Source organism: Peribacillus sp. (assembly GCF_059453735.1).
Genome location: NZ_JAZVJO010000256.1, coordinates 1 through 13572 on the forward strand (window position 1 = coordinate 1; position 13572 = coordinate 13572).

Annotated in this window: 8 protein-coding genes; all 8 read left to right on the top strand. The window is 43.7% G+C overall.

The genetic code is table 11. The annotated features are described in order from the left end of the window. The coding region (locus AC52RT_RS08035; protein WP_495540266.1) for a hypothetical protein at positions 1-136 on the top strand (136 nt) is incomplete at its 5' end. Between the two features lie 816 nt (positions 137-952). Beyond that, positions 953-1738 carry a 2,3-dihydro-2,3-dihydroxybenzoate dehydrogenase gene (locus tag AC52RT_RS08040; protein ID WP_495540260.1) on the top strand — a complete coding sequence of 262 codons (786 nt, stop codon included), beginning with the start codon at positions 953-955 and terminating at the stop codon, positions 1736-1738. A gap of 56 nt (positions 1739-1794) precedes the next feature. Next, positions 1795-3000: an isochorismate synthase DhbC gene (gene dhbC, locus AC52RT_RS08045; protein WP_495540261.1), complete on the top strand. Its 1206-nt coding sequence runs from the start codon at positions 1795-1797 to the stop codon at positions 2998-3000. Between the two features lie 16 nt (positions 3001-3016). Beyond that, complete coding sequence (locus tag AC52RT_RS08050; protein WP_495540262.1) at positions 3017-4648, top strand: (2,3-dihydroxybenzoyl)adenylate synthase; 1632 nt, start codon at positions 3017-3019, stop codon at positions 4646-4648. Between the two features lie 30 nt (positions 4649-4678). Continuing rightward, a complete protein-coding gene (locus AC52RT_RS08055) occupies positions 4679-5578 on the top strand; it encodes an isochorismatase (RefSeq protein WP_495540263.1) in 900 nt (299 codons plus the stop codon). Between the two features lie 26 nt (positions 5579-5604). Then, positions 5605-12795: an amino acid adenylation domain-containing protein gene (locus AC52RT_RS08060; protein WP_495540264.1), complete on the top strand. Its 7191-nt coding sequence runs from the start codon at positions 5605-5607 to the stop codon at positions 12793-12795. After that, positions 12792-13013, top strand: a complete 222-nt coding sequence (locus AC52RT_RS08065) for an MbtH family protein (RefSeq protein ID WP_495540265.1) — start codon at positions 12792-12794, stop codon at positions 13011-13013. The genes AC52RT_RS08060 and AC52RT_RS08065 overlap by 4 nt, the downstream gene beginning before the upstream one ends. Further along, positions 13000-13572 (top strand): MFS transporter (locus tag AC52RT_RS08070; protein ID WP_495540267.1); only part of this gene is annotated, 573 nt, incomplete at its 3' end. The genes AC52RT_RS08065 and AC52RT_RS08070, both read left to right, overlap by 14 nt.

Genomic DNA, 13572 nt, shown 5'->3' on the forward strand with positions numbered 1-13572 from the left:
GATTGCGACCTTAATCCTGATAGGTCTCGTTTTATATGCACTTCTTATTCTGCCTCTCTTTATCCCAGTGATGGCTAAATTATTTGGCAGAGCCAACTGGTGGCCGTTTGTGAATCATAAACACTCTGACAAATAAAAAATATAAGTCCCTTAGGCTGTCGAGAAACTATCGGCAGCCTTTTTCGTGATACCGAGCTACATAACCATATCTGGTCTTTAAATACTCTTTTAGTAACCACTTCGTTTAGGCGGACTATAGTCCACCCTCCGCATAAGAAATAAACGGTTCATCAAAGGAGAAAAAAGAATTGGCCGAATAAAGCTGATTTAGGGCCGAATTAGTGTGAGATAGGGCCGAATAAATCGAAGATAGGGCCGAATGTTTCTGAGTATCGGCCAAATAGTGAATCCATGTGTGAAGTTGAGGCAGTAATGTGCCTCATTAAATGAGAAATATCTTTAAAACCCAAGCGTCTTGATCATTTTCACCAACTAAAAAAGGGTGTCTTTAGTCTTGAATGTAAAAATGAATAAAAAAGGGGAATAGGGATTTCTCCTTAGTGGTTGTCAGTAGAGAATAAAAGAAAATTAGAAGTATAGTCATTTAAAGGAAGTCTACCCAATATTGATCATGAAGTGAGCTGTATTCACGGTTTAAGGGTTTTAAATAGGTAAAATAAAATTTTAATTATCCTAATAATAGTTGATGAATGGCATGGGGATCAAAGGACTAATAGGATGGATTAAAGGAATAGGTCTTTCTTAGCAAATCATCGAATACCCATTGACCGATAAGGTAGAAATGTATAACATTACCTGTAGAATTTGATTGATAATGATTCTCATTATTGATGAGACAGGCGGATATCTCCAAGATTAAATGGAGGGAGCCCTTTAATAGATCGAAGAAAATTGAAACTAGGATTTCTGATGAAGAAAGGGAGAGGTAAGTATGTACGAACAGGAGTTTAAAGGGAAAGTTGCGCTGGTTACAGGAGGAGCGCAAGGCATTGGAGGTGCAGTGGTTCAAACGTTGGCAAAGCTTGGTGTTATTGTAGCGGCGGTTGATTTCCAAGCTGAAAAGTTACAGAAGCACGTAGATTCTTTGAAGTCTGAAGGGTTAGAGGTATATGCGTTTTCAGCAGATGTGAGTGATAGCTTGGCTATTGATAAAATGGTTGATACCGTTGAGCGGGAGATCGGTCCAATAGAATTATTGGTGAATGTAGCTGGAGTACTTAACCCGGGATTAATTGAGTCATGCAGTGATCTTGACTGGGAAAGGACGTTTGCCGTTAATTCTACCGGTGTTTTCAATGTATGTCGTTCAGTCAGTAAACATATGGTGAGTAGGAAAAAGGGATCCATTGTTACTGTAGGTTCCAATGCGGCGAGTGTTCCGAGAATTTCTTTAGCTGCTTATGCAGCATCTAAGGCAGCTGCGACCATGTTTACTAAGTGCTTAGGTTTAGAATTAGCTCAATATAATATTCGCTGTAACATCGTTGCCCCTGGTTCGACGGATACAGAAATGCAATGGTCTTTATGGGATGGCAATGATGGAGCGAGAACAGTAATAGATGGTATACCTGAAGTATTTAAAGTGGGAATTCCACTGAAAAAAATTGCTGAACCTTCTAACATAGTAGATGCCATTCTTTTCTTCTTATCGGATCAATCAAATCATATCACCATGAGCAATCTCTGTGTGGATGGGGGAGCGACCCTAGGCGCTTAAGCCATTATTGGAATTACATAACTGAATATTCAATCAAAAAGGGAGATGTTGATGAGATGAAACAGGAACCAAGCTCTGTTGTTTTGGAAAAACCAATGTTGAATGATTACCAAGTTGGTGACTTCTTTCTATCAAGCCCGAACCAAACCATATTAGGAAAAGGTTCCATGATAACTGTTCCAATAAATGAGGAACAAGATAATCAAATGGAAGGCCTCGCTGATCGGGTCGCAGCGACATTGAAGTATGCAAAAGAGCAAGGGCATAGTAATCCAATTGTCACAGGGGCAATCCCCTTCGATTATAAAAAGCCAGCTCATCTGCATGTACCGCAGATGGTACAATCGTCTGCATCTTTGCAAGAATATGAGGTTGGCAAAACAGTAGAAACAGATAGTCTTCCTGCATACGAAATACAATTCGTTCCCGAACCTGCTCAATATAAAGAAGGTGTGGAGAAAGGGTTGGCTCAGATAGCCAGTGGTCATCTAGACAAAATTGTGCTGGCTAGATCCCTGCATCTTACTTCATCGGCGAATGTGGGTATCCATCAACTTCTTCATAATCTAGCTGCTCAAAACACAAAAGGGTATACATTCGCTGTTGATTTGAATAAGAAAGACTCCGTTCGTGACAAATCATTAATTGGAGCGAGCCCAGAATTACTTGTTTCAAGAACTGGGTTACGCGTAGTCGCAAACCCATTGGCAGGTTCTAGACCGCGAAGTGACGATCCAGTGGAAGATCAAAGACGGTCGAAGGAACTGCTTTCATCTTCCAAAGATTTACATGAACATGCTGTCGTAGTAAATGCAGTTGCGGAAGCACTTCGACCGTTCATGAAAAAGATAGAAGTACCTGACAGTCCATCATTAATAAGTACAGAGACGATGTGGCATCTATCAACAGAAGTGAAGGGGGAACTTGCCCATCCTGAGACTTCTTCTCTAGAACTTGCAATTGCCCTTCATCCGACTCCGGCCGTATGCGGTTCACCGGCGGAACGAGCAAGGGAATCCATTTTGGACATCGAATCCTTCGACCGAGGTTTCTTTACGGGAATGGTTGGTTGGTGCAATGCCCTGGGAGATGGTGAATGGATCGTTACGATTCGATGTGCAGAGGTTGAAGAAAACGAGCTTCGTTTGTTTGCAGGGGCAGGAGTAGTCGGAGAATCAAAACCCGAAGAAGAGCTAGCTGAAACGACGGCTAAGCTTCAAACGATGCTTCGCGCAATGGGAATTACAGAGCTATCAAAGTAATGTGGAGGAGATTTTAATGTTGAACGGTTTCACTTCTTGGCCTAAGAACATGGCTGATTTATATAGAAAAGAAGGTTGTTGGAAAGGAGAAACTTTCGGCAGTATGCTGCGTGAACGTGCAAAGAAGCATGGAAGTAGAATCGCTCTTACTGGCGGGGATAGAAGCCTGACTTATGCGGAATTGGATATCCAAGTGGATCGGTTAGCAGCAGGTTTTCAAAAGCTTGGAATTAAGAAGATGGACCGGGTGGTCATCCAGCTTCCTAATATTGTGGAATTTTTTGAAGTCTGTTTCGCATTATTTAGAATTGGGGCTCTTCCTGTTTACGCCCTTCCATCACATCGCAGCAACGAAATAAATTACTTTTGCGAGTTCACTGAAGCGGTCGCCTATATCATCCCGGATAAGCATAGTGGATTTGATTACAGAACACTAGCTAGAGGGGCGCAAGGGAAAAATGATACCTTGTTAAATGTGATTGTGGCAGGAGATTCTGAGGAATTCATAGGTTTAGAAAGTTTATATGGAGAACCTGCCGATTTAGTGGAAACGAATGTCCAACCGAGTGATGTTGCGTTCCTTCAATTATCCGGCGGAAGTACCGGGTTATCCAAATTAATTCCAAGGACACATGATGATTACATATACAGTTTACGGCTAAGTGCCGATATTTGCGGAATCAATCAAGATAGTATCTATCTTGCCGTACTTCCAATCGCTCATAACTTTCCAATGAGCTCACCTGGTACGCTGGGTACGCTTTATGGAGGTGGACGGGTTGTTCTTTCACCTGGTCCAAGCCCCGATGAAGCGTTCCCTCTCATTGAAAAGTATGGCGCGACGATAACAGCACTTGTACCCCCGTTGGCTTTGAGATGGCTAGAGGCCGTTTCAACACGCAATTATGATTTATCCAGCCTTCAGGTCCTTCAAGTTGGAGGAGCAAAGTTTAGTGCTGAAGCGGCGCGTCGTGTAGGTCCAGTATTTCAGTGTGTATTACAACAAGTATTTGGGATGGCGGAAGGCTTAGTGAACTATACAAGACTTGATGATCCAGAAGAGATTGTCGTAAACACTCAAGGAAGGCCCATGTCTGAACTGGATGAAATTCGAGTGGTTGACGAAGAAGATAGGGATGTTGCACCTGGTGAAGTAGGAACTTTATTAACCAGGGGACCCTATACGATTTGCGGGTATTATAATGCACCGGCACATAATGAAAAGGCTTTTACTAAAGATGGTTTTTACCGGACAGGTGATTTGGTCAGTTTGAATTCTTCAGGGTACCTGACTGTGGAAGGACGAGATAAGGATCAAATCAATCGAGGCGGCGAAAAAATTGCAGCAGAAGAAGTGGAAAACCACCTGCTGGCCCATACATCTGTTCATGACGCAGCTATTGTTTCCATGCCTGATGACTATCTTGGGGAGCGGTCCTGTGCCTTCGTGATCCCCCGAGGGGAAACGCCTAAAGCTAGAGAACTTAAACAATTCTTAAAAGATAGGGGCTTGGCTTCCTATAAAATTCCCGACCGAGTTGAATTTGTGGAGACCTTTCCTAAAACTCCATTAGGTAAAGTGAGTAAAAAAGCATTACGACAACTTTCTGATAAGTTATGTGCAAGCCGTACGACCATTCATAAATAAAATAAATAATGAGGATAAAGGAGTGATTTGATGGCTATCCCTGCTATCACACCATATGCAATGCCTGTAGAATCTGATTTACCAAAAAATAAGGTAGCGTGGAAAGCGGAACCGAAACGCTCGGTTCTTCTCATTCATGACATGCAGCAATATTTTATCGATTATTATGAAAAAGGCAATTCCCCCATACCAGAATTATTGAAGAATATAATAACCATTAAAAATCGTTGTATGGAATTAGGAATCCCTGTTGTATATACGGCCCAGCCTGGAGACCAAAACCCTAAAGATCGCGCGCTTCTAACAGATTTTTGGGGAACGGGGCTCAAAAATGATCCGAACCAAACAAACATTGTGAGCGAGCTTGCTCCGACAAACGATGATATCGTGCTGACTAAATGGAGATATAGCGCATTTAAAAGAACCAATCTTCTTGAATTAATGAAAGAACAGGACCGTGATCAACTTATTATATGCGGAGTATATGCCCATATAGGTTGTCTTTTAACCGCAAGTGAAGCGTTTATGCTCGATATAGAATCTTTTTTAATAGCAGATGCAGTTGCAGATTTTTCGTTGGAAGAGCATAAAATGGCCATAAAATATGCAGCAGAACGATGTGCGTTTACTACTACAACCGTTCAATTGCTTGACCACTTATCATCCTGTGAACATTCATCACAGGAAGGAACTGATAGGACGATGGAGGAAGTAAGAATGCTCATCTTTGAACTCCTTGGCGAAGATCCTTCTGAAGGTCTCGATGATCATGAGGATTTAATCGACAGAGGGATGGATTCTATTCGCATGATGAGCCTTGTGGAAATGTTGAGAGAAAAAGGGGTAGACATAAATTTCATGCAGTTGGCTGAAAAACCAACGGTTGCTGCTTGGGGGAATCTGTTGTCTTCCCAAAAAGTTTTAGCTTGAATCGCGGCGGAAAGGAGAGAGATGTAGTGAGTAATGTGGAGAATCAAAATCGCTGGGCATTGTCCGGCGCACAGTCCGGCATATGGTTTGCGCAGCAGCTAGAGCCGGATAATCCGATTTATAATACCGGTGAGTACATAGAGATTAAAGGGGAAATTGATCTAAAAAAGTTTGAAGAAGCGCTAACTAGGGTTGTAAAGGAAGCGGAATGTTTACATATCCACTTTGGGGAAGATCAAAGTGGACCCTATCAAGTCATGGGAGATGCCAATAAAGTTCCCTTTCGTTTCTTGGATGTAAGTGATCAAAACAATCCCCAAGAGCAGGCCTTACAATGGATGAAAGAAGATTTACTTCAGCCGATTAATCTAAAAACGGATAGACTCTTCTCTCAAGCCTTGTTTATGGTCGCACCAGACCGGTATTTTTGGTATCAGCGGATTCATCATATTGCGATGGATGCCTTCGGATTTTCACTACTATCGCAGCGAGTGGCTAAACTATATACGGCACTTGTTCAAGGTCGAACTTGTGAAGAAGCAGCCTTTAGCCCCTTCGTTAAGCTTTTGGAAGAAGATTTAGGCTATCGGTCATCTGAGAAATTTGAAAATGATCGTAACTTTTGGCTGGAGCGCTTTGCCGACCAACCGGAAGTCATGAGTCTTGCTGAACGGGCTCCGAGGACATCTAACGATTTTCTCAGTCAAACGGGTTATTTGTCATCAGCCTCTGCCCAATCGTTTAAAAAAAATGCCCATAAATATGGGGGAACATGGCATGAATTGGCCATGGCCGTCACTGCTTTGTATATCCATCGTCTGACGGGGACGGAAGATGTCATCTTATCTCTGCCGATGATGGGGCGCTTAGGATCTGCTTCCATTAATATTCCAAGTATGGTCATGAACTTACTGCCGCTTCGTTTAACGGTTCGACCGGAAATGACGTTGAAGGATTTAGTCAAGCAAGTATCAAAAGAAGTACGTACGATTCGCCGCCATCAAAACTACAGACATGAAGAACTTCGCCGTGACCTCAAACTTCTTGGTGATAATCAACGATTATTTGGTCCACAGATTAATGTCATGCCTTTTGATTATGGGTTGGATTTTGCCGGTAATCATGCGATTACACATAAGTTGGCTACGGGACCCGTCGATGACCTATCGATCAATATTTATGACAAAGCTGATGGAAATGGAATCAGAATTGATTTAGATGCGAACCCTGAAGTGTATGATTTGGAGGAGTTAGGCACGCATCACGCCCGTTTCTTAAGCTTACTTGAGAAAGTGGCAAGTCTTGAGGAGGTCCATTTAATTGGGGAACTCGAAGTGTTGTTGCCAGAAGAACGTGAGGCGGTTATGCATCAGTGGAATCAAACGGACAAAGAAATTCCTCTTGCTAGTTTACCAGAATTGTTTGAAAACCAAGCAGCAAAAACCCCGCATTTGACAGCCCTGGAAGATGCAAAGGCCGTACTTAGTTATGCTGCTTTGAATAAGCAAGCTAATCAATTTGCCCATCTTTTATTAACAAAAGAATTAGGACCAGAAAAATTCGTCGCGATTGCCTTACCACGCTCTGTGAACATGGTCATGGTCATGTTGGGTGTATTAAAAACAGGGGCGGCATACTTACCAATTGATCCCGATTACCCAATCGACCGCATCGAATACATATTGAACGACGCGAAGCCAATTTGCCTCATAACGAACAGAGAACTTGCTGCGAAATTACCAATTGGCGGGGCAACAGAGCTCATTATATTGGATGAAGAAGAATTAGGGCTGCATCAATATCCGAATGAGAATGTGGATGACACAAAACGGATTGGCTTGCTATCACCCCTTAACCCGGCATATATGATTTATACATCTGGTTCCACAGGGAAACCAAAAGGTGTTGTGATTCAATCGGAAAGCTTAATTAACTTCCTTTCTTCTATGCAAAATCAATTTTCTTTGCATCAAGAAGACAAGCTTTTGGCGGTTACTACCATTGCTTTTGATATATCTGGGTTAGAAATCTATCTGCCGCTTCTTCATGGAGCCAGCTGTGTCGTGGCTGCCAAGGAGACGGTCCAAGAGCCTAAGGCTTTAGCAGAAATGATGACACAGCATGATATTACGATTATGCAAGCGACACCGACGCTTTGGCAAGCAATGGCAGCCAATTACCCAGAGGTGATCAAGAATCTCAGGGTGCTTGTTGGCGGGGAGGCGCTTTCCATTAGTTTAGCCACAGCCTTACAGGAAATAGGCTGCGAAGTAACCAATCTATATGGCCCTACTGAAACAACAATATGGTCAACATCAAATTCACTGAATTCTAACCAGGCAGGTATGCCTTCTATTGGATCACCTATATGGAATACACAGGCGTTTGTGCTTGATGCCGGATTACAACCAGTTCCTCCAGGGATCGTTGGAGAATTATATATTGCCGGAATGGGACTTGCCCGTGGATATTTAGGCCGACCTGATTTAACAGCTGAGCGTTTTGTTGCAAACCCGTATGGTCCTAATGGGAGTCGGATGTACCGTACAGGCGATTTGGTACGTTGGAGAGATGATGGAAGCCTTGATTATATTAGTCGGGCAGATCATCAAATTAAAATACGTGGTTTCCGAATCGAACTTGGAGAAATTGAAGCAAAGCTTTCTCAACATCCAGAGGTTGAACAGGCGTCAGTGATTGTTCGTGAAGATATTCCCGGCGATCAACGAATTGCAGCCTACATTGTTCCTTCAAGGGATTCAACAGTGGATTCAGGGGAACTTCGCGAGTTTGTCGGCAGTAGTCTCCCGGATTATATGGTTCCATCCGCAATCGTTGTTATGCAGGCGTTACCACTGACACCCAATGGGAAGCTTAACCGTAAAGAATTGCCAGTTCCTGACCTCTACTCTCTCATTTCAGATCGAGTACCGAGAACACCACAAGAAGAAATTTTAAGTGAGTTGTTTGCCGAGGTTCTGGGTCTATCTAGAGTGGGGATTGATGATAGTTTCTTTAATTTAGGAGGTCATTCACTCCTAGCCTCAAGGTTAATGGCTCGCATACGCAGTACTTTTGGAGTGGAATTAGGGATAGGAAAGATCTTTGAGGCGCCGACTGTATCGAGTCTTGCCAAACAGCTTTCTAATGGAAAAAGTGCACGATTGCCTGTAAAAAAAGCGAGTAAATCTGAAAAGATCCCTCTTTCCTTTGCCCAGAGGAGATTGTGGTTCCTGCATAGTCTAGAAGGTCCAAGTCCAACTTATAATATTCCACTGGTGATAGAATTATCCGGAAATCTAGATACGAAGGCTCTGGAAGCTGCTATCAATGACATCGTTGCACGTCATGAAACGCTGCGGACGATTTTTCCTGTGAGCGAGGGGAATGCACATCAATACGTCATTGACTCGAATGAAGCGCAAGTTGAATTGTTGATTACAAGAATAAATGAGTCGGACCTGGATGCGGAGATTACTAGCGCTACTCGCTATAGCTTTAATCTTGCAATGGAGCCATCCATTTATGCGCAGCTTTTCACGATGAAACGCGACAAGCACGTTTTAGTTTTACTGCTACATCATATTGTAGCGGATGGGTGGTCCCTCACACCTCTTACACGTGATTTAACAGCAGCATATAAAGCACGGATTCGTGGGGAAGAGCCCAACTTGGCTCCTCTTCCCGTTCAATATGCAGATTATGCGCTTTGGCAGGAAGAGTTGTTGTTGGCACGTGATAGCGGTGAAATCAGTTTAGCTGCTGAACAGCTTAATTATTGGAAACAAGCACTGGCCAATCTTCCTGAACAATTGGAATTGCCTATGGATTTCCCTCGTCCTATAGAGCCAAGTTATAAGGGCGATATATGGAGATTTACCATTCCTCCTGCCCTGCATGGCAAGTTAGTGGAACTGGCCCGGGAAAATGGTGTCAGCTTATTTATGGTGTTGCAGGCGGGACTTGCGGCGTTGTTTACACGCCTTGGTGCGGGTACTGATATTCCGATAGGAAGCCCGGTTGCAGGGCGAAGTGACGATGCTTTGAGTGATATAGTTGGGTTATTTATAAATACCCTAGTGCTGCGTACAGATACTTCCGGAAATCCTACTTTCCGTGAACTTCTCGAAAGGGTACGAATGATTGATTTAAATGCTTATGAACATCAAGATTTGCCTTTTGAACGATTAGTAGAAGAAATAAATCCATCACGTTCAAGGTCTAGGCACCCGTTATTTCAAATTATGCTTGCTCTGCAGAATACACCTGAGCCAAAATTGGAACTTCCAAACATAGAGTCGAACTTAGAGTTAGTTAGTGTAGGAACTTCAAAATTTGATATGACAATAGAAATTCGGGAAACACATGACGAAACAGGGAAACCGGATGGAATGAGCGGAATTGTTGAATATAGTACCGATTTATATAAATACGAAACAATTGATTTGATGGTTGATCGATACCTGCAATTATTGGAAGGTGCTGTAATAGAACCGGATAAGCCATTCGGCCGGCTGGACATACTTGCGTCAGAAGAACGTCAAAAAATTCTTGAAGATTGGAATCAGCAAGGCGACGAAATAGGGCATGACAGTTTGCCTGTACTTTTTGAGGAACAGGTGAGAAAGTATCCAAACAGAATCGCTGTGGTATATGGAGGTGACTCGTTAACCTATGAAGAGCTCAACAAAAGGGCGAACCAACTTGCTCATCTGCTGATTGCTCAAGGAATAGGAGCGGAGCAGTTTGTCGCTTTGGCCGTACCTAGGTCATTGGAGATGGTGGTGAGTTTACTTGCGGTATTAAAAGCAGGGGCGGCATATTTGCCTCTAGATCCAGAATATCCAATGGACAGACTGACATTCATGATTCAAGATGCTCAGCCTAGCTGCGTTCTGACAAATTCCAATGTGGCAGCCAGCCTTTCTGATGTACATGGCAAGCAAATCGTATTGGATGATCCAAGCATGATAGTGGAAATGTCACGATATTCAACAGAAGACCCACAAGATAGTGACCGGCTACAACCTTTATCGCCTTTAAGTGCAGCCTACATTATTTATACTTCTGGTTCAACGGGTGTACCAAAAGGGGTAGTCATCCCTCATCAAAATGTTACCAGGCTTTTTGGGTCAACAGAAGCTTGGTACCATTTTAACGCTGATGATGTTTGGACGATGTTCCACTCGTATGCGTTTGATTTTTCAGTGTGGGAGATATGGGGCGCTCTTCTTCAAGGCGGAAAGCTTGTAGTTGTTCCACATGCCATCAGCCGATCACCTGAAGAGTTTTTACAGCTCCTTGTGGATGAAGGAGTCACTGTTCTTAACCAGACCCCATCTGCTTTTTATCAATTGATGCAGGCGGATCGGAACCATCCGGAACTTGGGCAGGATCTTGCGTTACGGTATGTAATTTATGGCGGGGAAGCACTTGAACTTAGTCGTTTGGAGGATTGGTATAGCCGTCATCTCGAAAATGCACCGCAGTTAATTAATATGTATGGCATTACGGAAACAACCGTTCATGTAAGCTATCTTGAGCTTAATCGAGACATTACCTCCGTGAAGGCGAACAGTCTCATAGGCTGTGCGATACCGGATCTTGGTGTGTATATACTGGATGAGAGTTTACAACCGGTACCGGCAGGAGTGACTGGTGAGATGTATGTTTCTGGGGCTGGATTGGCCCGTGGTTATCTTGGACGCCATGGCTTGACGGCAGAGCGGTTTGTTGCGAATCCTTTTGGTTCTTCAGGAACCAGGATGTATCGGACTGGAGATTTAGCCAGGTGGAGACAAGATGGTACATTAGATTATTTGGGAAGGGCCGATCACCAGATTAAGATTCGCGGTTTTCGGATTGAACTTGGAGAAATTGAGGCAATCCTTTCACAGACGGATGTAGAACAAGTTGCAGTCATAGTGCGCGAAGATCATCCGGGAGATAAACGATTAGTTGCTTATGTTGTGCCAGCAGCAAATAGAGTGTTCGATTCTGCTGCATTACGTCAGTATGCGGCAGCAAGCCTTCCAGATTACATGGTTCCATCTGCTTTTGTGCCATTGTCAGAATTACCATTGACAGCGAATGGAAAGCTGGATCGAAAGGCACTGCCTGCTCCAGATTTCGGTGCAGCCGTATCAGGGCGTGGACCAAGGACGCCGCAAGAAGAAATCCTTTGTAATCTTTTCATGGAAGTACTCGATTTACCTCAGGTGGGAATCGACGATGGATTCTTTGATTTGGGGGGACATTCCCTTCTTGCCGTCCAGTTGATGAGTAAAATACGTGAGGCGCTTGGTGTTGAATTGAGTATTGGAAACTTATTCGAGGCACCGACAGTTGCTGGCCTGGTAGAAAGGCTTGAGATGGGATCAAGTCAGAGTGCTTTGGATGTCTTGCTTCCACTTCGTAAAAGTGGTGAAGAGCTTCCGCTGTTTTGTATACATCCAGCGGGAGGATTGGGCTGGTGCTATGCCGGGTTAATGACAGCTCTCGGTCCGGACTATCCGATATATGGCCTGCAAGCTCGGGGTATTTCTGAGCGGGAGCGATATCCAGAAACACTAGTAGAGATGGCAGCGGATTATATTGAACAGATCCGTAAGGTCCAGCCGCAAGGCCCTTATCGCCTACTGGGGTGGTCACTGGGTGGAAATGTCGTTCATGCCATGGCTGTCCAACTGCAGAACGAGGGAGAAGAAGTCCAACTTGCGGCAATTCTAGATGCTTACCCTAGTCAGTTCTTGCCGACTAAAGAGGCGCCAGGTGATGAAGAAGCATTGATTGGTCTCCTTGCTTTGGGAGGCTATGAGCCTGATAGTTTAGGAGATAAGCCGTTGGATGATGCTAGTGCCATAGAAATTTTGCGCCAGGATGGGAGCGCATTGGCTAGTTTGGAAGAAGAAACGATTCTTAACTTGAAAGAGACCTATGTGAATTCCGTTCGCATCATGGGTGAATACGAACCGGGAGTATTCAATGGTGATGTCTTATTCTTTAAATCAACGCTCTTGCCAGAGTGGTTCCCTGACATTTCTACGGATACATGGCAGCCACATATAAGGGGAGTAATCGAACAGCATGATATCGTTTGCCGCCATAAGGATATGTGTCAACCTAAGCCGCTTTCAGAAATCGGACAGGCCATTGCAAGCAAACTAGCAAAGATGAAAACTTACGCATTAATTAATGAAGGTGGAGATAACGGATGACCAACCCTTTTGAGAATGAGAATGGTACGTATAAAGTATTAATAAATGAAGAAGGACAGCATTCCCTTTGGCCCGCCTTTTTGAATATACCAGAAGGCTGGTCCGTCATATATGGAGAAGAAAGCAGAAAAAACTGCTTGGAATATATCAATGTAAACTGGATTGAGCTTCAGCCTAAGAGCCTGAAGCTTGTTTCGAACATTTATGGCACAAAGTAAGCTGCATAGACAAAAATTAGTCGTTTGTGTGATTTATGTGATGGCCATGTTCATGGTTTCTATGGACGGCACGATCGTCAATGTGATTTTACCCACGATCAGTCAGGAATTTAGTGTCATCCCTTCAGCCACAAGTGGTATCAATGTTGGCTATTTAGTAAGCGTCGCAGTCTTTCTCCCTATATCGGGATGGCTTGGTGATCGCTTTGGAACCAAGAAAATATTCCTATTGGCACTTGGGGTCTTCACTGTCGCTTCCCTTCTTTGTGGATTTGCGACTAGCCTTGAGGCCTTGACCATATGTCGGGCATTGCAGGGTGCAGGGGGTGGAATTCTCACTCCAGTAGGAATGGCGATTTTGTTTCGAACCTTTTCACAGAAAGAACGGCCGAAAGTGTCAAGGACCCTTGTCCTGCCAATTGCCTTTGCACCCGCTATCGGACCGGTTGTCGGTGGATTTTTGGCAGAGCAGCTATCATGGAGATGGGCTTTTTATATCAATATTCCTTTTGGAATCTCACCCTTACTAATCGGTTTACTATTCTTAAAGGAACATAAA

What these genes read in the sequence shown, in the direction of transcription:
- AC52RT_RS08065 (WP_495540265.1), top strand. Translation starts at nt 12,792, where the DNA reads ATGACCAACCCTTTTGAGAATGAGAATGGTACGTATAAAGTATTAATA.
- AC52RT_RS08050 (WP_495540262.1), top strand. Translation starts at nt 3,017, where the DNA reads ATGTTGAACGGTTTCACTTCTTGGCCTAAGAACATGGCTGATTTATAT.
- AC52RT_RS08055 (WP_495540263.1), top strand. Translation starts at nt 4,679, where the DNA reads ATGGCTATCCCTGCTATCACACCATATGCAATGCCTGTAGAATCTGAT.
- AC52RT_RS08040 (WP_495540260.1), top strand. Translation starts at nt 953, where the DNA reads ATGTACGAACAGGAGTTTAAAGGGAAAGTTGCGCTGGTTACAGGAGGA.
- dhbC (WP_495540261.1), top strand. Translation starts at nt 1,795, where the DNA reads ATGAAACAGGAACCAAGCTCTGTTGTTTTGGAAAAACCAATGTTGAAT.